This is a genomic window from Chondromyces crocatus (assembly GCF_001189295.1).
In the GTDB taxonomy this organism is placed as follows: Bacteria; Myxococcota_A; Polyangia; order Polyangiales; family Polyangiaceae; genus Chondromyces; species Chondromyces crocatus.
Genome location: NZ_CP012159.1, coordinates 7,168,262 through 7,189,629 on the forward strand (window position 1 = coordinate 7,168,262; position 21,368 = coordinate 7,189,629).

Sequence of the window (21,368 nt, forward strand, 5' to 3'; positions counted from 1 at the left end):
CTCCCACGCTCTCTCAAAAGACGGAGCGACGTGCCGCGAGCCCGTCGTCGACCAGGGTCTGCACGCGCGCTTGCACCTCGGCCACCCGGCTCTCGATGCGCGCGTCTTCATCGTCCCACGGCCCGTCGAAGGACATCGGCTCGCCGAAGTACACCGAGAACCTGACGGGCAGCGGGAAGTAAGCGAAGAGGCCGAGGAGCGGCAGGAAGGGGCTCACCGGGAGGTACGGCATGCCGAGGACCTTCGCGATGGAGGCCAGGTTGTGGACGCTCGGGATGGACTCCTCGCTGCCGATGACGGCGACGGGGACGATCGGCGTCCGGGTCTTCAGCGCGAGCCGCATGAACCCCCGCCCGAAGGGCTTGAGCCGGTAGCGCTCGTCGAAGGTTTTGCCGCTGCCCGCGACGCCTTCCGGGAAGACGAGGATGGCCTGGTCGTCCTCGAGAAGGTTCACGCAGTTGACGGGATCCCCGAGGACGGCGCCGGAGCGGGTCAGGATCTCGTTCACGTAGGGGAGCTTGGGGAACCAGCGCTCGATCATCGCGCGCACGAGCCGCGGCCTCCCGGCGCGCAGCAGGCAGGCGACGGCGATGACGATGCCGTCGAGCGGGAGCTGCCCGGCGTGGTTCGGCACGAGCAGGACACGCCCCTCGGGGATGCGGTCGATGCCGTGGACCTCGGTGCGGAAGTAGTCGTGGATGCGCCGGGCGAGCACGTAGTAGCGCGCGGCCTCCCTCGGGCAGAAGCCCCAGGCGTCGAAGCCGAGCGGGTTGACCAGGTTCGGCAGCGACGAGAGGGCGCGCTCGATCTCGGGATCCGAGAGGCGAAAGAAGAAGTCGTCGCTCGGCGTGGTCACGCCGGGAGGTGGCTGCATCGTGGGAGCATACGAATCATGCGATCGTCTGCAACGATCGAGCAATCAATCGAGCGCTCGGTAGTGGATGGTGTACCGCTGCCCATCGATCCGCACGCCACCAGACACCCAGTGCAGTTTGCCACCGAGGTCGAGCACCTCCCACCCGACGGGGCTCCCGACGCCGATGCAGGCGTTCTTGTTGCCCGCCGCGCACCCGAAGCCCGTGGCGATCATGGCGTGGATCAGGCGTCCCTCCGGGTTGAAGAAGCCGATGAACGCGCCCTGCGGCACGTGCTGCATGTCGGTGCGGTGGTTGACCGCCGGGTCGGAGGTGCTGACGACATGCGAGAAGCTGGCCGAGGTGATGGATCCCGGATCGGCCGCGCCGGCCTTCTTCATGCACATCACCACGGCGTCCCAGCACATGGCGCCGGAGAAGGACATGAAGTCGGTGCTGTTGAAGCCGAGCGTGGCAGCGTCTCGCGCGATCTGTGCAGCTACGTGTCCGATCATGACCATCTCCTTTGAGGCCCCCGCGCGGTGCGCGTTCGGCGAGCCAGGTTGCAGGTTGGGGAGCAGCGCGCGGCCCGTGGGGCGGCGAGAGGCTGCGGGGCGGTGTTGCTCTGGACCAAAGCACTCCGCGTGCCAGCACGCTCGAAGCGCCGATCCCGCAGGAAACAAGGTGGCTCGACGGCCCACGCGGAGCTGGAGACCACGCTGGCGGATCTTGCAGATCGCCCTCTGGCGATCCCTAGGATCACCCCTCCCGGGCGTCGAGAACCACCGCAGCGCTCGCCCTGACGGTCGCGACCACAAAGCTGGAGCGAGTGCCACCATGACTGGACGAACGCGGCTCCACAGTGGCCCATCCGTTCCACTCCTGCTGGACGAGCTGCGCGACGGAGGTGCTCGAAACGCCGGATGGCTGGCAACCGGCAGGATGACATCGTGACCGGATGCCGGCGGTGGACTTCCGGCATCCGGACCGGACGCGATCCTGGACACCGACGCGCCCGGACGACACCTGTTCCCGGAAACAGGGTGCCGTCATCGCGCTCCCGGCTCCCGGTCGCGGTGCGAACCCAGGGGCGGCAGGCGACCTCCGGCATCAGGTGAAGGGCGTGACCAGGTCCCTGACTGCCAGCAACGGGGACATGTTCGCGAAAACGACCACCGTCGGCCGTTGACGGGACCCGGGCACGCGCGAGACAAAGGCCCCGTCGGCGGCCGACGACACCACGTCACGCGCGTGACCAGGTCCCGTCGGCCGCTGACGACACCCGGAACGCTGGCAGGTGGCAGATTCCTCGAAATCGCCCGAGAAGACCCTGAAAGCGCCCACCCCCCCGGCGCCCTCTGCAAGGCTCACCGGACGGGACACGACCATGCCCACGAGCCCCTCCTACCGCTCTGCCCCGCTCTTCCCCTCGCTCGGAGAGGGATTCTTCGATCCCGTCGAGGCCGCCAGGTTCCCCGAGCGGATCCTCCGGTTCCGGAACCAGCGCTGGGCCGAGCGGGTGGGCCTCGGGTCGCTCGACGCCGAGGCCTGGGAGGCGCACTTCGCCCGCTTCGAGCCGCTGCCGGGGAACCTCGACCGCCCGCTCGCCCTCCGCTACCACGGCCACCAGTTCGGCACGTACAACGCGCGCCTCGGGGACGGCCGCGGCTTCCTGTTCGCGCAGCTCCGCGACGCCGGCCGAGGTCCCGACGATCCCGAGAAGGGCCGCTTGCTCGACCTCGGGACCAAGGGCAGCGGTCAGACGCCGTGGTCGCGTGGCGGAGACGGGCGCCTGACGCTCAAGGGGGGCGTGCGCGAGGTGCTGGCCACCGAGATGCTGGAAGCGCTCGGCGTCTCCACCTCGAAGACGTTCAGCCTCTTCGAGACCGGCGAGTCGCTGTTTCGTGGCGACGAGCCCTCGCCCACCCGCTCGTCGGTGCTCGTCCGGCTGAACCACAGCCACATCCGGTTCGGCAGCTTCCAGCGCCACGCCCACCTGGGGCACAAGGACCGGCTGGACGCGCTGCTCCAGTTCTCCGTCGAGCACCACCTGCCCGAGGCGCGCGCGCAGGAAGGGCCGCTTCCGGTCGGCTTCCTGCACGAGGTGACCCGCCGCTCGGCCGCGCTCTGTGCGAGCTTCATGGCGGCGGGCTTCGTCCACGGGGTGCTCAACACCGACAACATGAACATCACCGGGGAGAGCTTCGACTACGGGCCGTACCGCTTCCTGCCCGTGTACGATCCGGCCTTCACCGCGGCCTACTTCGACGAGACCGGCCTGTACGCCTTCGGGCGGCAGCCGCGCACGTTCGTGTGGAACCTGGCGCGGCTGGCCGAGGCCCTGAGCCCGCTCTGCCCTGACGCCGCGTTCGCGCCGGCGCTGCGGGCGTTCGAGCCAGCCTTCGTCGAGGCGCTCCACGCGAAGTTCCTGCGGCGGCTCGGGCTCACCTCGAACGGCCCGGAGGAAGACGAGGCGCTGCTCGACGCCTGCCTCGGCTTTCTCCAGGAGAGCGGCGTGGGCTACGACCGCTTCTTCTTCGACTGGTACGGTGGCCTCGCGAGCGCGGCCCGCGCGCGCCGGAGCCCCGTCGCCACCAAGTACACGGGCACGCGCTTCGTCGCGCTGGAGCGGGCGATGGGAGGCCATGATCCGGCCCGGGTCGAGCTGCTGGACGACCCCTATTTCCAGGGCGACGGCCCGTGCAGCCTGCTCATCGACGAGATCGAGGCGATCTGGAGCGACATCGCCGAGCGCGACGACTGGTCGGCCTTCGAGGCGAAGGTCGAGCGCATCCGCCGCTTCGGCGCTCTCTTCGCCGACTGAGCGCTGGTCCCCAGGCCGGGAACGCGGCACGAGCGCCTCGCGACCAGGCACGAGCGCCTCGCGACCAGGCACGAGCGCCTCGCGACCCGGAACGCCGACCGAGCTATCCTCCAGCGAGCCGACATGTCCACGAAAGAGATGCGACCCGTTCGCGGAACGATGCAGCACGCACGCCTCCCCCTCGTGCTGCTGGGCGTGCTCACGGCGGTCTGCGTGGCGACCGCGATCCGCCCCGCCGCCGGGCACCTCAACTGGCTGCTCGAGGTCGGTCCGGGGCTGCTCGGCATCGCGGTCCTCCTCGCCGTCTACAAGCGCTTTCCGATGTCACGCCTCGTGTACGTGTGCGTGTTCCTCCACGTGCTGATCCTCGTCTACGGCGGTTACTACACCTATGCCGAGACGCCGCTCGGCAACTGGGCGAAGGAGGCCTTCGGCTTCAGCCGCAACCACTACGACCGGGTGGGCCACGTCGCGCTCGGGTTCTTCCCTGCCCTGATCATCCGCGAGGTGCTCCTGCGGCGGACGCCGCTCCAGCGGGGTGGCTGGTTGTCGTTCATCGTGGTCAGCATCGCGCTGGCGATCGGCGCGTTCTGGGAGCTGCTGGAGTGGTGGACGACGCTCGTCGTCGCTGGCGATGTCGGGGAAGCCTTCCTCGGATCGCAAGGGGATGTCTGGGATGCGCAGTGGGACATGTTCCTCGCCCTGGTCGGCGCGATCGTCTCGCTGCTCACGCTGGGCGGCGCGCACGATCGCTCGATGGCGGCGCTGTTCTCCGGGAGCCCTACGTCTCCCCCGCCTCACCCCGAAGCCGCACCGTGAGGGGCTCGTCGGCGCGCACCTCCGTCTCGTCGGCACGCGCCTCCGTGACGTAGCGCACGCGAAGCACCTCCAGCTCCTCCTCGCCGCGAGGAGACTTCACCGTGACCACATCTCCCACCTCGGCGCCGAGCAGAGCGCGCGCGATGGGAGATTGCCAGCTCACATCACCACGAGACGGCGCCGCCTCGTCCACCCCCACGAGCCGGTAGTTGCGCTCTCGTTCCTCGTCGTCACGCACCGTCACCGTGGCCCCGAAGAGCGCGCGCTCCGTGGGCTGCCGTGCGGGATCGATCACCTCCAGCGCCTCGATCCTGCGCGCGAGGAAGGCGATGCGTCGGTCGAGGTCGCGCAGGGCTCTGGCGTCACCACCGGCAACGATCGCCGGCCGCTCGAGCCGCGTCACCCGCTCGAGCTCGTCACGCAGGCGTGCCGCACCTTCGGGTGTCATGTAGTTCTTCACGCCTGGCGGTAGCTCTGCACCGAGCGGCCGCACCGGTACGTCGTCGAGATCGTCGTCCGATTCGCGGGTGAATGCCTTGCTCATCGCGATCCGAGGAGAATGTAGTGCAGCAGGATCGGTGGTGTCATGCCGCACCTCGAACCCAGCGCACGCAAGCGGTCGAGGACGCACACGGCACCACGCGCGCGTGCAGGTCGCCTCGTCGACGACGCGTCTGTAGGGCTGCACGCGCGGGTTCAGGGTGACCATGACAGGTGAGACCTGACGGTGCGCGCCTCTTGTCACCTCTGCCGCGTCTCGGTAGGTGTGAGCAGACTCGAAGCCGAAGAGCCTGGAGAAGGAGGCGCATCGAGCATCATGGATCACGCGGAGGGAGACACTGCAGAGCTGATCGCGCAGCTCCGCGCCGAGAACGAAGCGCTGCGCACTCAGCTCAGGCGAGCTGATGCGCCGCCGGCATCGAGCCCGGATCCGAGACAGGTCCGGACCGCGATTCCCCTGAAGTCCGCCGAGATTCGCTACGACGTGCAGGGGCGCCTGACCGAGTGGTCACGGGAGTCCGAGCGCTTGCTCGGCTGGCGACGTGACGAGGTCGTGGGGCGGTTCTTCTGGGAGGTGATCACCCCGGAGGAGGTCCCGCCCGAGATCGTGCAGCTGACCCTCCAGTTCACGCTGACGGGTCAGCTCGTGACCGCCCGCGCCCCGAGCAGGACCCGCTCCGGCGAGCGCCTCGACTGCACCTGGACCAACACCGTCTTCCGCGACGCGGAGGGCACCCCCGTGGAGGTGAGCGTCGAGGTGTTGCCCGTCGGCGAGGACAGCCCAGCCGTCCTCTTGCGGCGGAGCCAGGCGTTCGTGCTCGCTCTGCTGAACAACTCGCCGAGCGTGATCTACGTGAAGGATACGCCAGGCCGTTACCTCCTCGTGAACCAGCGCTTTCTCGACCTGTTCCACTTCACCGAGGAGCAGGTGCTCGGGAAGACGGATGCCGAGCTGTTCCCGCACGCCATCGCGACGGCGTTCCGAGAGGCCGACGAGGCCTCGCTCGCACGCGGTGAGCCCCTGCAACTGGAGGAGCTCGCGCCAGCGATGGACGGGGACAGGATCTTCTTCTCCTCGAAGTTCCCTCTGCGCGACGGAGCGGGGCGCGTGCTCGGGATCTGCGGGATCAGCACCGACATCACCAAGACCAAGCGCGCCGACGAGGCGCGGGAGGCGATGCAGGAGCAGATGATCCAGGGCCAGCGCGCGGCGCTCCGCGAGCTGTCGTCACCGCTCATGCCCATCGCCGAGGGCGTGCTGGCCATGCCCCTGGTCGGCACCATCGACAGCTTGCGAGCGCGGGAGATCCTGGAGACCTTGCTCGACGGCATCGCGCGCGAGCGCGCCCGCACGGCGATCGTCGACATCACGGGGGTCAAGGTGATGGACACCCTGGTCGCCAACGCGCTGGTCGGGGTCGCGCGTGCTGCACGACTGCTCGGCGCCGAGGTGCTGCTCACGGGCATGAGCCCGGCGGTGGCGCAGACGCTGGTGGCGCTCCAGCTCGATCTCACCGATCTCACCACGCTGAGCACGCTCCAGAGCGGCATCGCACACGCGCTCCGGCACCTCCGTCGCGACGGGAGCGACAGCCTGCGACGCTGAGAAGCACCACGGGATCCGGGCATCACGCGTCGGGTTCTCCAGCAGGAAATCGAAGACAGCCAGCACATTCACGGGCATTCTCCCGACGGTGGCGAACCCTTCGCGAGATACCGCGCTCCACGCTTTGCCGGGGCTGCGGCCCCTGCCCCTCCTCGGCGGAAGACCTCACCTCGTTCGATTCCTCCGCGACCCGTTGACGACCGTGAGGGCGCTGCACCATGAGTACGGCGACGTGGCCGTCCTCTGCGCCGAGAAGCCCGCCATGGTCTGCTTGTTCGGCGGGCAGAACAACCGGCAGGTGCTCACGGACGCGAAGCTGTTCGTCAACTACAGCAAGTCGCTCGTCGAGACGGCACCAGACAGCCCGCTGACGCGCCTCACGACCTCGTTGCCCTCGCTCAATGGCGAGATGCACAAGAGGCGCCGGCGCTTGATGATGCCAGCGTTCTCGAAGGGTCGCGTCGAGGCGTACCGGGATCAGATGGTCGAGGTGACCGAGCGCTACCTCGCGCGCAGGCCCAGCGGCCAGATCGTGGACATCGCCTCGGAGATGACCGAGCTGACGATGTGCATCGCGCTGCAGTGCTTGTTCGGGCTGGACGTCTCGAACGAGGCCGAGGATCTGGGGCGCCTGGGGCTCCAGTTCCTCGAAGGGCTGACCTCTCTCGGCGTGATGGCGCTGCCGTTCGAGATCCCCGGGCTGCCGTACCGCCGCTTCATGCAGCGCTGCGCGCAGCTCGAGGCGCGGATCTCCGCGCTGATCCAGCGGAAGCGGAGCAGCGGCGAGGAGACCCAGGACCTGCTCTCCATCCTCCTCCGGACGCACGACGAGGACGGTGGCGCGTTGACCGATGCCGAGCTGCTCAGCGAGTCCACCGGGCTCTTCATCGCAGGCCACGACACGACCGCGAACACGCTGAGCTGGACGCTCTTTCTGCTCTCTCAGCACCCCGAGATCTATGCCGCCCTCGTCGACCAGCTCACCTCGGTGCTGGGCGGTGAAGCCCCCACCGTCGAGCAGCTCTCGCAGCTCCCGCTGCTGGACGCGGTGATCAAGGAGAGCATGCGCCTGCTGCCGGCGGCGCCGCTGCTCTTTCTACGGAACTCCTCGGAGAAGGCCAAGCTCGACGGCTGCACCCTGCCGCCCGACACGACGGTCATCCTGAGCCCGATCATCTCCCACCACGCGCCCGAGATCTTCCCGGAGCCCAGGCGGTTCCGACCGGATCGCTGGAGCACGTTGCGGCCGTCGCCGTACGACTACCTGCCCTTCGGTGCAGGCCCTCGGACGTGCATCGGGGCGAGCTTTGCGGCGCTGGAGCTGCGGATCGCGCTGGCGATCCTCTTGCAGCGTCGTCGCTTCACGCTCTCTCCGGATGCCGTGGTGTCGCACCACATGCGAAGCATCCTCATGGGCCCTCGGAAGGGGCTGCGGATGGTCTGGACTCGACAAGATGGGCACTTCGCGCGGCCTGGCGGCGTGCGAGGGACGATCCACGATCTCGTCGACTTGAGCTGAGATGCGCGGACGGGGGACGCTGTACCAGCAGCGTCCAGCGAGGCGCGCTCCCGCACCAGTGGAGCGCGTCCTCACGGGGCGGCGACGTTACGTGGCGGCGTCGTTCTCGGCCGGATCGGATGCACCGGGCGTCACCGGCTCGCCGTTCGGCCCGCGCCTGGAGAGGGCGGAGGCAGGGACGAACGCTTTGCGCGCAGCAGCGACCTGGCGGCGTCGGTGCTCGACGCCGAGGCTCTCGTCGCGCAGGTCGGCGGCCAGGGAGTCGAGCTCGGACTCCTTGAGGTTCACCGTGCCGAGCGTGGGGTACACGCCGGTCTTGAGCGCCTCCCGGGCGAGCTGAGGGTTCCGCGTGTCCCGGAGCACGGAGAGCCCCATCAGGCCACGGGTGAGCGGCCCAGGGCCGGTCTTCCCTTCGTTCGTCCACTCGCGCGTGAGCCGCTGGACGACCAGGCGCTGCGCCCGCGCGGCCATGCGCTCGGCCCTGGAGCGCCAGACGGGGATCGCTTCTCGCCTGGCCAGGATCTGCTCCTTGAGGCGCGCGAGTTCGGCGTCGTTGGGCTTGGTCCCTTCCAGGTCGCGCTCCAGGAAGATGGCCACGCCGCGCTCGAGGGCCTTCATCCACCGGAAGACCTCGTAGCGATGGGGCGAGAAGAAGAAATACTCCTCCCAGTACCCCGGGAAGGTCCCTGGCATCAGCAGGTACGCCGGCGCGTGAGGGATGCGGCTGACCTCCATCACGGTCTGCAAGACCTCGGCCAGCGCGCGCTGCGGCGGGAAGCGGGCGTTGTCGTAGGCCATCCAGTGATCGACGCCCTGCATCTCGGGGCGCTGGCTGACCGTGGCGAGATCGAAGAGGACGAGCGGCTGCGCCAGGTACAGGAGCGCGACGGGCCGATCCTCGTGGCCGTCGTTCAGCGTCTTGATGAGTGTTCGCGTCGCCTGGATGGACGCATCGTCCTCCCCGGGGAAGCCATGAATGAAGGCGAACGTCGCGTTCAGGCCGTGCTTGGCGAGCGCCGCAACGGCGGGGCGGACCTGCTTGACGTTCGTCCCCTTCTTCATCTCGGTCAGGACGCGCTGGTCACCGCTCTCCTGACCGATGAACATGTGCTGGACGCCGGCCAGCTTCATCAGCTCGGCGCTCCGCTCGTTGATGTCGGAGACACGCGCGAAGCACCACAAAGGCGCCTTGGAGCCTCCGCGCTCGATGAGCTTCTGCAGCACCTCCTCCCAGCGCTTGTGGGGGAAGGTCGCCGTGGAGTCGGTGATCCGCACCGAGCCACGCGGCGAGACGCCTGCCGCCAGGATGGCCTCCGCGGCGCGATCCGTGGTCATGACGGCCGGGGTCTGGATGGTCCGGTAATCACAGAACTCACAGCTGAAGACACACCCTCGCTGCGTCTCCACCCAGGTGGCGACCGGCGTCGCGATGGGATCGATCGGGGGCTCGACCCGCGTGCTCAGACTCCAGTCGACGATGGGCAGCTCATTCATGTCGAGCTGCTCGACAGAGCCCGTGTGGTGCGTCCCGCCGTCGGGTCGGCGGATGTAAAGGCCGGGGATCTCTTCGAGGCTGCGCTGCCCCTTGAGCGCCTGGACGATGGCCGGGAGACGCTGTTCGCCTTCGCCGACGCAGAAGATGTCGGCGTCGAGCGCGAGGAACTTCTTCACGTTCACCGCATAGTAGTAGCCGCCCATGATGATCTTCGTGGACGGCAGGACCTCGCGGATGACGTGGCAGAGGGCGCGCAGCCACGGCTCGCAGACGATGAACGTGGTGCAGATGGCGATGGCCGTCGGGTTGTTCGCGCGCGCCTGTTCGAAGCGCTTCCTCCAGTAGTGGAGTTCCTGCATTCCGGGATCGACGACCTCCCAGCGCAGGCCCGCTCGTTCCAGGTGGGTGGCGAGCGTGATCGACGCCAGGGTGCGACGCGGGGGCTGCGCCGCGCGGCTGGCCAGGAAGTCCGCAGCCTTCGTCCCGATGACGGGAGGCCACATCTCACCGCCGAAGTGCGGTCGCTGCGAGGGTTTGTAGAGTTCGAGCGCGGCGCCCACGTACTCTTCGAACTCGTGGAAGGCCTGCGTGAGGGGCATGTGCAGACGCCCGCCCGACGTCTGACGAACGACCGAATCTGCGAAGTGCGCAATGGGCGGCTCGACCGGCACGATTACGAGAATATCCGTCGCCATGAGTACCTCTCCCTGAACTGATCGAGAACGAGCATTCACTTCAGCGCCGGGCGCTCGGCGCGCTACCCGGCCGCGTCCTCACCGCTCTCCACGGCCCACGCGAGGCCATCGCGCGACGGGACGAGCCCACCCGACCAGAGCGGCGTCTCCGGGCCTCGGTCCTCGCCGAACATCGCGAGATGCTGCAGCTCGGTGATCTCCCGGGTGAAGCCCTGCATGAAATTCTCGGGTGCAAAGCCCGTCGATTCCGTGGCGTCGGTCGCCCCCTCCCCCACCATGAGGCCTCCCCCGTCCCCCTTCGCCATGCTGGTGACCAGGCCACCGAACCAGGCACCGAATCCCTCGCGCTCGGTGAAGAAGTCCTTGGCGACGCTCTGGAATACAGGCTCGTCGAGGTTGCTGCGCCCCGCGATGAGCCGCACGAACGCCTCATTGGCACGCTCCTCCGTGTTGATGATCTTGCGCGCTGACCAGAAGTACGAGTCCGTATCCTGGTTCATGTCATAGAACGCCACGAGGAACTGATAGAAGTTACCGTATTCGCGACGGTATCGTCGCTCGAACTCCTCGAAGCACCGCTGTTCGCTCATCTCCCCGGCCAGGCAGGTATTGATCGCGCGCGCGACGAGCAAGGCGGAGTACGTGGCCAGGTGGACGCCCGACGAGAACACCGGGTCGACGAAGCACGCTGCGTCTCCCACGAGGGCCATGCCGTTCTTCCAGAAGCTGGTATTGCAATAGGAGTAATCCTTCCGAATACGGATCTCACCGTAATCTCCGGTCGTCACCCGCGTGGCCGGTGCAAGGTACTCTTTGATGATGGGGCAGCGGTCGATGTAGCGCAGGAGCGCGGCTTCATGCCCATCCTTGATGGCTTCCGCGGCCTCTCTGGACACGACCGCGCCGACGCTCGTCAGCGTGTCCGACAGCGGGATGTACCAGAACCAGCCATCCTGGAACGCGGCGGAGAGAATGTTGCCTTGACGGGGCGCGGGCAAGCGCTTGCCGTTCTCGAAGTAGCCATAGAGCGCGACGTTCTGAAAGAACCTGGAGTAGACGCGCTCGCCGACGGCCTGAGATACCCGGGTCCGGTTGCCGGAGGCGTCGACGATGAACCGGGCGTGGGCCATGAGTTCCACGCCTTCGGTGTTCCGATAGCGGACCCCGACGGCCCTCTCGCCCTCGAAGAGGACGTCGATCACTTCATGGCGCTCCCGTACGTCGACGCCTTTGCGCTCGCTGTTCCTGAGGAGCATGTCGTCGAAGCGAGCCCGCTCGACCTGGTATGCGAAGCCATAAGGATCGTCAGGGTGACGGGTGAAGCCGAACGTCCAGGGCTCCGGCTCCTTTCCCCACCGGAATGTCCCGCCGCGCTTGATGGGGAAGCCGGCGCGCTTCATCTCATCGGTGAGGCCGAGCATCGCGCAGATGCCGTGCACCGTGGCCGGGAGCAGCGACTCGCCAATTTGATGGCGAGGGAATGCTTCCCGTTCGAGCAATAGAACGCGGTGTCCACGCATCGCGACGAACGACGCGAGCGTCGAGCCGCCAGGACCACCTCCGATGACGATCAGATCGAACACCTCAGGCCTCGTACTCATTGTTCACACCCCGTACACGTGCCCAGACGGCAACCATCCATACCGGGCCGCGATCCATAGATCCACCAGCTTCTGACGCTCCGATACCGGAGTTCAGCGTAGGTACGAGACGCCTATCGACGCAGGTCCCCATCGCGTTCCAGCGTCTCTCTCGTCAGGGCATGGCCGCCCTTCACCGCCTGTCCCCGCTCGGCTCGGGCGAGGTCGGGTGATCTTAAATAAGAATGCCATCGTCAGAAACTGCAGCCGCGCTCCAGGACGCGGCGCGGGTTCATCATCAATGAGCATGCCAGGGCGCGCCGTCAGGTGCTCGGTCCTCCCAGGGTTCTGATCCGTGGAGGCGAGCGCGCTCGCGCGACGCCTCGGGCGCGTGCACGCGAGCCCCTGCGCGCCTCCAGCGTGTGGCTCACCTGTGCGAGTCGCGCCATCGTGGCACAAGCTGCGCTAGCTTGGCCCAGCGGTAGCGGAAGGACCGCCGAGAACCACGACGCCGCAGCGTGTCTCCGTCAGGCCCAGGTCTTGCGAACAGGTGAGCACCGGGGCTCATCCTTAATAAGGAGGCGCGTCCTCTTCAGCAGGTCACACACACTCCGGCGCACATGGGAGATCCACGCAGGTCGTGCCAGCGGGCTCCCCCAGCCGCAGGTGACGGCGAGTCTCGGACATGCGCCGCAATGTCTCTGGTACCTGCGCTCTTGACCCCAATTTGTCCGCTGTGCTCAATTGCAGCAAACTCATCACGAATGCTCGGGGAACCTGCGCCCCCAAGGCCGACATGCGCCGAAACGATGCCACCCTCGTCGAGCTGCTCCGCCGCCGTGCGATTTCGGATGCCGACAAGACGTCGTACACCTTTCTGCTCGACGGTGAACTCCCCGGACCGCAGCTCTCCTATGCCGAGCTGGATCGTCGGGCCCGCGCCATTGCAGCTCGGTTGCAGTCGGTGGCGGCATTCGGAGAGCGCGCGCTCCTGCTCTATCCCCCGGGTCTCGATTTCATCGCGGCGTTCTTCGGGTGCCTTTACGCAGGTGTCGTCGGCGTGCCGGCGCCACCCATCGACAATGCACGGCTGCGGCGGACGCTCCCGCGCATCCAGGCCATTGCGCGTGATGCGGGCGCGGTCATCGCGCTCTCCACCTCGGAGATTGCAGCGACTTCCGCTCGGCAGTGCGAATCCACGCCCGAACTGGGTCATGTTCGCTGGATTGGCACGGATGCGGTGCCGGACGAGCTCGCCATGGAGTGGCATGAGCCCGCGATTTCGGCCGATGGTCTCGCTTATCTCCAGTACACCTCGGGCTCCACGTCGACGCCCAAGGGGGTCATGGTCAGCCACCAGCACGTGCTGCACCAGTGCGAGCTGCTCCGCCAGGGGCTCGGCTACGGCCCGGAGAGCGTCGCGCTGACCTGGCTCCCCTATTTTCACGACTATGGTCTGGTCGAGGGCCTCATCGAGCCTCTCTACGTGGGGGCGACCTGCTTCGTCATGTCGCCGCTCTCGTTCCTCAAGCAGCCGATTCGGTGGCTGCGGGCCATTTCGAGATACAGGGTGACGCACAGCGAGGGGTTCAACTTCGCGTACGAGCACTGCATTCACAAGATCACGCCGGAGCGGTGCCAGGGGCTGGATCTGCGTTGCTGGCAGATGGCGGGGAATGCTGCGGAGCCGATCCGGTGGGAGACGCTGGAGCGATTCACGGAGGCGCTGGAGCCCTACGGGTTCCGCGCGAGCGCGTTCTATCCGACCTATGGGCTGGCCGAGGCGACCCTGGTGGTGTCGTCGGGCCCCTGGGAGCCCGCGCAGCCGGCCTGGTTCCGGATGGCCGACCTTCAGCGGCGTCGGGTGGTCGCGGGGGCAGGAGGGGGCGGAGATCTCCGGGTCGTCGGCTGCGGGCGGGCCCTCTGCGAGCGCGTGACCATCGTCAATCCCGAAACGTGCCGGCCCTGTGCGCCTGACGAGATCGGGGAGATCTGGGTCTCCGATCCCTGCGTGGCGCATGGCTACTGGCAGCGACCGGAGGACACCGAACGCACCTTTCGCGCTCGGATCGCAGGCTCGGACGAGGGACCGTTCCTCCGCACGGGAGACCTGGGCTTCTTCCGGAACGAGCTGCTCCACGTCACGGGTCGCGTCAAAGATGTGGTGATCCTCCACGGGGCAAACCACTACCCGCAGGACATCGAGTGGACCGTGGAGCAATGCCACGAGGACATCCGACCGAGCTGCACGGCGGCTTTCTCGGTGGACGTCGGTGGGGAGGAGCGGCTGGCCGTCATCGCGGAGGTGAGATCGCAGAAGAGCGGCGAGGCCGTGCTCACCGCGATCCGGCAAGCCATTGCCGAGGTCCACGAGATCTCGGTGCATGCCATCACGCTCATCCGCGTGGGGAGCATCCCGAAGACGTCCAGCGGGAAGATCCAGCGAAGCCAGTGCCGTGCGGACTTCCTGGAAGGCAGGCTGGAGGCCTCACTGAGCTGGGAACATCCTGCAGCTCGGCAGCGAGAGGCGGAGCCAGCGCTGCAGACCGCGATCGCGCACCGCGAACTTTCGATTCAGGCCTGGCTGCTGGGAGAGCTGGCCACGCGGCTGGGGGTCCAGCAGGGGGCCATCCAGACAGGCGAGCCCTTCGCGCGTTACGGGCTCAGCTCTCACCAGGGCGTCGCGCTGGTCGGCGAGCTGGAGAGCTGGCTCTCCACGAGCCTCTCCCCGACCCTCCTGTGGGAGTACCCGACGATCGAGAAGCTGGCGCGCCACCTCGCAGGGCGGCAGGTCCCGTCGACCCGGCGTGAAGAGCCGGCCGAGCCGCTGGGCGCGGTGGCGGACGAGCCGATGGCCATCGTGGGGATCGGCTGCCGTTTCCCAGGAGATGCCGACACGCCGAGCGCGTTCTGGAAGCTCTTGCGCGAGGGCGTGGATGCGATCGGGGTGGTGCCGTCGGATCGCTGGGATGCGGACGCGCTGTACTCCGCAGATCCGGCAGCGCCCGGCAAGATGCACACGCGGTGGGGCGGCTTCCTGCGCGAGGTGCGCGGCTTCGACGCGGAGTTCTTCGGGATCTCCCCCCGGGAGGCGATGAGCGCAGACCCGCAGCAGCGGCTCCTCCTGGAGACGGCGTGGGCGGCGCTGGAGGATGCGGGGATCCCTCCTGGCCGCATCGCTGGCGCTTCTGTGGGGGTCTTCGTGGGTCTGTCGGGGCACGACTACAGCGAGCGGAAGGCACGCGCTGGCACCCTCGACCACGACATCCATGCGGCGACGGGCGCCGCCGCGAGCATCGCCGCGAACCGGATCTCGTACGCGCTCGATCTGCGCGGGCCCAGCCTCGCCGTGGACACGGCGTGCTCTTCGTCGCTGGTGGCCGTTCACCTGGCCTGCGACAGCCTGCGGCGAGGGGACTGCGCGCTCGCGCTGGCCGGGGGGGTGAACCTGCTCTTGTCGCCCGAGGTGACGCTCCAGTTCGCCAAGGCAGGGTTCATGGCGCCCGATGGGCGCTGCAAGGCGTTCGACGCGCGGGCGAACGGGTACGTTCGTGCCGAGGGTGTGGGGGTCGTCGCCTTGAAGCCGCTCTCACGCGCGCTGGCCGAGGGTGACCGTATCTATGCACTCGTCCGCGGCAGCGCGGTCAACCAGGATGGCCGGAGCAACGGGCTCACCGCACCGAACCAGAAGGCCCAGGAGGACCTCGTTCGGGCGGCCTGTCAGCGGGCCGGGGTCGCGCCAGGAGAGGTTCAGTACGTCGAAGCCCACGGTACGGGGACGGCGCTCGGGGATCCCATCGAGGTGAAGGCGCTCGGGGCCGTGCTGGCGGAGGGTCGCGCGGCTGGAACGCCGGCGACGATCGGCTCGGTCAAGACGAACCTGGGGCACACGGAGGCCGCGGCAGGCATCGCAGGGTTGATCAAGGTGGCGCTCTCGCTCCACCACGAAGCGCTCCCTGCGAGCCTGCATTTCGAGCAGCCGAATCCTCACATTCCGTTCGAGACCTTGCCCCTGCGTGTCCAGAAGAAGCTGGCCTCGTGGCCGCGGGGGGCCCAGCGTCGGCTCGCCGGCGTGAGTTCCTTCGGGTTCGGCGGCACGAATGCGCATGTGATCCTGGAGGAGGCACCGGAAGCGCCCGCGCAGGTCGACGTGCCCGCTTCGGGTCTGGCCCTGCCCACAGGCGAGACCGCCGAGCAGCTCTTCCTCCTCTCCGCGCGCAGCCACGAGGCCCTCCGCGCCCTCGCACACGCTTACGTCGACCGCCTCGACGACGACGGCGCCCTCGCACACGTCCCGCTCCTCTCCCTCTGCGCGGCCGCGGCCACCAGGCGCAGCCACCACCTCCACCGCATCGCCATCACCGCATACGACCGTCTCTCGCTCCGCGACAAGCTCCTCGCCTTCCTCCACGACGAGCCTCGCCAGGGCCTCTCCCACGCTCACCAGCCGCACAGCCGCCCCGCACGCCTCGTCTTCGTCTTCCCAGGTCAAGGCGCTCAGTGGCTCGGCATGGGACGACAGCTCTTCGCTCACCAGCCCGTCTTCCGCGACGCGCTCCGACAGTGCGCCGATGCCTTCGCTCCCTTCCTCGACTGGTCGCTCGAGCAGGCCTTGCTCCACGGGGATGCCGCCCTCCTCGAACGCATCGACGTCCTCCAGCCCCTGCTCTTCGCCTTCCAGTTCGCGCTCGCCTCCCTCTGGCGCGCATGGGGCCTCCACCCCGATGCCCTGCTCGGACACAGCATGGGCGAGGTCGCTGCCGCCGCCTTCTCCGGCGCCCTCTCTCTCTCCGACGCCGCGCGCGTCATCTGCCTGCGCAGCACCCTGCTCCGTTCCCTCCACGGCGCTGGCGCCATGGCCGTCGTCGACCTCTCCGACGACGACCTTCGCCCCATCCTCTCCGACCGCTTCCCTCTGCTCGACCTCGCGGCGTGCAACGCCCCCCGCTCCTCCGTCGTCGCCGGCGAGCCGCTGCCCCTCCAGCAGCTCATCGACGCGCTGCAAGCCCAGGGCGTCTACTGCCGCCTCGTCCGCGTCGACGTCGCTTCCCACTCTCGCCACGTCGACCCCCTTCTCCCGCGCCTCCTCGACGCCCTCCAGGGCCTCCAGCCGCGCACCGCGTCGCTCCCCATCCTCTCCTCCGTCTCCGCCGCTTACCTCGATGGCGCCGAGATGGGCCCCGACTACTGGGCGCGTAACCTCCGTCAGCCCGTTCTCTTCTCTCAGGCCGTCCGCCGCCTCCTCGACGACGGTCCTTGCCGTTTCCTCGAGATCGCGCCCCATCCGGGCCTGCTCCACGCCATCGCTCAGTCCTTCCTCGCCCTCGACGCGGAGCCCGCCGCCGTCGCCTCCCTCCGCCGGGACGACAGCGAGCGCGCCGCCATGCTCGACGCCCTCGGTGCCCTCTACACCCTTGGCCACGACCTCGACGTCCACGCCCTCTTCCCGGGTACGGCTCCCCTCCCCGCCCTGCCCACCTACCCCTTCCAGCACGACCCCTTCTGGTTCCAGGAGACACCCCACGCCGCCCCCGCGCTGCGCTCCGTGACCACGCCGCATGCCCAGGGACAGCATCACCCGCTCCTCGGTGCCCACCTGGCCTCTTCGGTCCACCGAGGCACCCACTTCTGGCACCTCGACGCCCTGTCTCTGGGCGCTCTCCCCTGGCTCGACCACCACCGCCTCCACGGGCACCCCGTCCTGCCGGCGGCCGCTTTCCTCGACCTCGCCCTCTCCGCTGCCGCTTCCCTGGGGCATGGGGGTGCGCACATCGAGCAGGTGGCGTTCCGCTCGGCGATTTCTCTTCAGGAGAGTGAGCCTCAGAGCCTGCAGGTTTCGCTGGGGGTCGATCCGCTGGGGGTCGCGTCGTTCCGTGTATCGAGTTGCCCGGCGACTTCGCCGGAGGGTGAGCCAAGCTGGACGCTCAAGGCGACGGGCCGGCTGCAGCTCACCACACCAGAGCCTCTGGCGTCGCCGGTGCCGCTCCCCCGCAGCGCCATCCAGGCCCGGTGCTCCGAGGTGTCAACGAAGGAGGAGCACTACCAGCGCCTCTCGGAGCGCGACATGGACTATGGGCCGGCGTTCCAGGGCGTGGCCGGGGTGTGGCGCCGGGATGGGGAGGCCCTCGGCGAGATCCATGTGTCCGCTTCGTCGTCCCAGGGCCACGGTCCCCACGTCGTCCATCCAGCCCTCCTGGATGCTTGCTTTCAGGTCCTCGTCGCCGCGCTGCCACGACCGAAGGAGGGACGCGCGACAGGGAGCGCGATCGTCCCCGTCGCCGTCGGAGCCCTGCGGCGATGGGATCATGCGTGGACGCCCGTGGTGTGGAGCCATGTCGTCGTTCGGGTAGGCGAACCGACGAGCCAGGGCGAGCTGAGCGCAGACCTCTCGATCGCCAACGCCGAGGGGGAGCCGCTGCTGCAGGTGGAGAACTTCCAGGCGCGCACGTCCGTGGAAAAGCGTGCTCGGGAGGCCGATCCGTTGCACGGCATGTTCTGCAAGGTCGTCTGGCAGCAGCGACCGCTGGCGCGCTCAGCAACCCCATCGGCGCACGGCATTTGGTTGCTGCTCGCCGATCGTGGGGGGGTTGCCGAGCAGCTTCGGCACGTGCTGCGGGCGCGAGGAGAGCGCTGTGTTTTGCTCCGTTCGGCCTCCTCGACCGACGCCGCGGGACCCCAGAGCGACGCGCTCCTTCCCACGAGCGCAGAAGGGTACAAGCAGCTCTTTGCAAACATGAAGCAGGAGGCCTTGGCCTGCCGCGGGATCGTGAGCCTCTGGCCGCTGGACACCGCTACCCCCGAGGACCTCTCGCTGGCCTCGCTGGACGCCTCCTTGCAGCGCAGCAGCACGCGGGTACTCGACATGATCCAGGGGATCTCTCGCCTGGACTGGCCAGCGGCACCGCGGCTCTGGTTCGTGACGGGGGACGCCGAAGCGACAGGCGTCGCGGTGGCCGCTTCGACCCTCACGCAGGCGCCCCTCTGGGGCCTGGTGCGCGCGATGGCCTACGAACACCCGGAGCTGCAGCCGACGTGCGTCGACGTCCCCTCCTCCACGGCGCTCGCCGTCGTCGAAGCACTCGCCGACGAACTCCTCGCCGGCGAGGGCGAACGGCAGATCCGACTCCGCGAAGGGGCTCGTGACGTGGCGCGCCTGGTGCGGCGGCCGGACTTCGAGGACCTGGGCCAGGACACCTCGCCAGAGGTGAGAAGTGCGGGCGATGGAGGTTCGGCGCTCCGGCTGGACATCGGCACCCCTGGGCTGCTCGATACCCTGACGCTACGGCCGGTGCAGCGTGTCCTGCCGGGTCCAGGTCAGGTGGAGATCCAGGTCCACGCCGCCAGCTTGAACTTCCTCGACGTGCTCTCGGCCATGGGCGTCCGCCCGGACGATCCTTCCGGCCCCATCGCGCTCGGTCTGGAATGCGCTGGCACGGTGACGGCAGTGGGTGAAGGGGTCTCTCAGCAGGTCGGAGACGCCGTCCTCGCCGTGGCGCGCGGCAGCCTGGGGACGCATGTGATCGCGGACGCGCGCCTCGTGGTTCCCCGGCCGGACGGCCTCGATGTCGAGCAAGCGGCGACGTTGCCCATCGCGTTCATGACGGCCCAGTATGCGCTCACGCACCTCGGCCGCCTGGAGCGAGGAGAGCGGGTCCTCATCCACGCCGCCGCGGGAGGGGTCGGGCTCGCGGCGATCCAGATCGCTCGGCAGGCCGGCGCGGAGGTCTTTGCGACGGCCGGGAGCGTCGAGAAGCAGGCCTACCTGCGCTCGCTGGGGATCACGCAGCTCTCGAGCTCGCGGTCGCTCCAGTTCGCAAGTGACGTCCTCACGCGCACCGGGGGAAGTGGCGTCGACGTCGTCTTGAACTCGTTGACCGGCCCAGCCATCACCGCCGGCCTCGAGGTGCTCTCGCCCCACGGGAGGTTCCTCGAGATCGGGAAGCGCGACATCTACGAAGACATGCCGGTCGGGCTCGCGCCGTTCCGCAGGAACCTCTCGTATTTCGCCATCGATCTCGCGCGAATGCTCGACGAGAGGCCGGCGGTCTGCGGCCGTCTCCTCCGGGAGATCGCAGGGCTCGTCGGCGAGGGCTCCCTCCGCCCGCTGCCCTACCGGACCTTCCCCATCGCAGCGGCCGCCGATGCATTCCGTCACATGGCGCAGGCCGAGCACATCGGGAAGGTGGTGCTCACGGTGGATGACGAGGCCACCCGCGCTGCTGATCCCTGCGGGGCGCGCATCCGCGAGGACGGGACGTACCTCGTCTCGGGCGGGCTGGGCGCGCTCGGACTCGCGACGGCGGACTGGCTGGTGCAGCGAGGAGCGCGTCATCTGGTGCTCGTCGGCCGTGGTGACCCTTCGGCCACGGCGCAGGAGCAGATCGCGCGCTTCGAGCAGGCCGGGGCAAGCGTGAAGACGGCGCGTGTCGATGTGGCGGACGAGGCGGCCCTCACAGGCTTGCTGACGGAACTCCGGACCACGATGCCGCCGCTGCGCGGGGTGTTCCACTCGGCTGGCGTGCTCGATGATGGCTTGCTGCTCCAGCAGACCCGCGAGCGATTCGAGGGGGTGATGCGGCCGAAGGCGCTGGGCGCCTGGAACCTGCACGTCACGACTGCCGACGCACCGCTCGATGTCTTCGTGCTGTACTCGTCGGCAGCCGCGATCCTCGGCTCTCCCGGGCAGGCGAACTACTGCGCAGCCAACGCGTTCCTGCACGCCCTGGCGCGGCATCGCAGAGCGGCAGGGAGACCAGCCCACTGCATCGCCTGGGGACCATGGGGCGACGTCGGCCTCGCTGCCGCAGACGAGCGTCGCGGTGCGCGCCTCGCCGCGCGGGGACTCGGTAGCCTCACCCCGACGCAAGGAAAGCAAGCGCTCGGGAGGGTGCTGGACCAGGGCGAGGCCGAGGTCACGGTCACCCCGTTCAACCTGCGCCACTGGCGTGAGTTCTACCCCATCGCTGCGAACTCCCCGCTCTTCGCCGAGATCTCGGACGCGCAGCCGGAGCGACCGGAGCGCGACCGCGCACCGCTGAGCGGCGAGGAGCTGAGGCGTCTCGCGCCGGACGCACGTCGCGAGCGGCTGGAGGCGCATGTTCGCGATCACCTGGCGACGGTGACCCGCATGCCCCCAGCACGGATCCAGAGCGATGCGCCGCTCATGAACCTGGGGCTCGACTCGCTCATGAGCCTGGAGCTCCGCAACCGACTGGAGGCGAGCCTCCGGATCACGCTGCCGGCGACGCTGATGTTCGGTCACGCGAGCCTGGGGAGCTTGGCGGGGCACCTCGCGGAGCGGATGGGGCTCGCGCTGAGCCAGTCCGCAGGGCCTTCCCCGGAACCGCCGGAGGTCGTGTCCGCGCTGGAGCCAGAAGACCTGGATGCGCTCTCCGTCGACGAGATGGCCTCGTTGCTGTCCGCAAAGCTGGCGGCGCTGACGCTCACCACGAAATGAAGGACCGCCGAGTCGTCC

The 21,368-nt window shown here is 68.6% G+C and carries 10 protein-coding genes; 5 read left to right on the forward strand and 5 right to left on the reverse strand.

The annotated features are described in order from the left end of the window. Nucleotides 1-13: 13 nt before the first annotated feature. A complete protein-coding gene (locus tag CMC5_RS26165) occupies nt 14-874 on the reverse strand; it encodes a lysophospholipid acyltransferase family protein (RefSeq protein WP_050432969.1) in 861 nt (286 codons plus the stop codon). A 45-nt stretch (nt 875-919) separates the two neighbouring features. Further along, a complete protein-coding gene (locus CMC5_RS26170) occupies nt 920-1,369 on the reverse strand; it encodes a hypothetical protein (protein ID WP_050432970.1) in 450 nt (149 codons plus the stop codon). A gap of 872 nt (nt 1,370-2,241) precedes the next feature. Here CMC5_RS26170 and CMC5_RS26180 point away from each other — a divergent pair. After that, entirely contained in the window at nt 2,242-3,678 is a 1,437-nt protein-coding gene (locus CMC5_RS26180; RefSeq protein WP_050432972.1) for a protein adenylyltransferase SelO family protein, read from the forward strand. 123 nt (nt 3,679-3,801) lie between these two features. Further along, nucleotides 3,802-4,497 carry a DUF2238 domain-containing protein gene (locus CMC5_RS26185; RefSeq protein WP_050432973.1) on the forward strand — a complete coding sequence of 232 codons (696 nt, stop codon included), beginning with the start codon at nt 3,802-3,804 and terminating at the stop codon, nt 4,495-4,497. On the opposite strand, the gene CMC5_RS26190 is transcribed toward CMC5_RS26185, so the two are convergent. After that, nucleotides 4,460-5,041: a GreA/GreB family elongation factor gene (locus CMC5_RS26190; RefSeq protein ID WP_082363519.1), complete on the reverse strand. Its 582-nt coding sequence runs from the start codon at nt 5,039-5,041 to the stop codon at nt 4,460-4,462. The two genes, CMC5_RS26185 and CMC5_RS26190, sit on opposite strands and share 38 nt — an antisense overlap. 273 nt (nt 5,042-5,314) lie before the next feature. Between CMC5_RS26190 and CMC5_RS26195 the strand changes: the two genes are divergently transcribed. Both CMC5_RS26195 and CMC5_RS26200 read left to right on the forward strand, forming a co-directional pair. Then, the gene (locus tag CMC5_RS26195) at nt 5,315-6,604 is read left to right on the forward strand and encodes a PAS domain-containing protein (RefSeq protein WP_050432975.1); all 1,290 of its coding nucleotides are present in this window, start codon (nt 5,315-5,317) and stop codon (nt 6,602-6,604) included. Nucleotides 6,605-6,692: 88 nt separating this feature from the next. Then, nucleotides 6,693-8,123, forward strand: a complete 1,431-nt coding sequence (locus tag CMC5_RS26200) for a cytochrome P450 (RefSeq protein WP_050432976.1) — start codon at nt 6,693-6,695, stop codon at nt 8,121-8,123. Between the two features lie 87 nt (nt 8,124-8,210). On the opposite strand, the gene CMC5_RS26205 is transcribed toward CMC5_RS26200, so the two are convergent. Together CMC5_RS26205 and CMC5_RS26210 are read right to left on the reverse strand one after the other, a co-directional pair. Continuing rightward, nucleotides 8,211-10,313 carry a B12-binding domain-containing radical SAM protein gene (locus CMC5_RS26205; protein WP_050432977.1) on the reverse strand — a complete coding sequence of 701 codons (2,103 nt, stop codon included), beginning with the start codon at nt 10,311-10,313 and terminating at the stop codon, nt 8,211-8,213. A gap of 62 nt (nt 10,314-10,375) precedes the next feature. Then, nucleotides 10,376-11,914, reverse strand: coding sequence for a tryptophan 7-halogenase (locus CMC5_RS26210; RefSeq protein ID WP_050432978.1), 1,539 nt, complete (start codon nt 11,912-11,914; stop codon nt 10,376-10,378). Between the two features lie 775 nt (nt 11,915-12,689). Here CMC5_RS26210 and CMC5_RS26215 point away from each other — a divergent pair. Next, nucleotides 12,690-21,350, forward strand: coding sequence for a type I polyketide synthase (locus CMC5_RS26215; protein ID WP_050432979.1), 8,661 nt, complete (start codon nt 12,690-12,692; stop codon nt 21,348-21,350). The last annotated feature ends 18 nt before the right edge of the window (nt 21,351-21,368 follow it).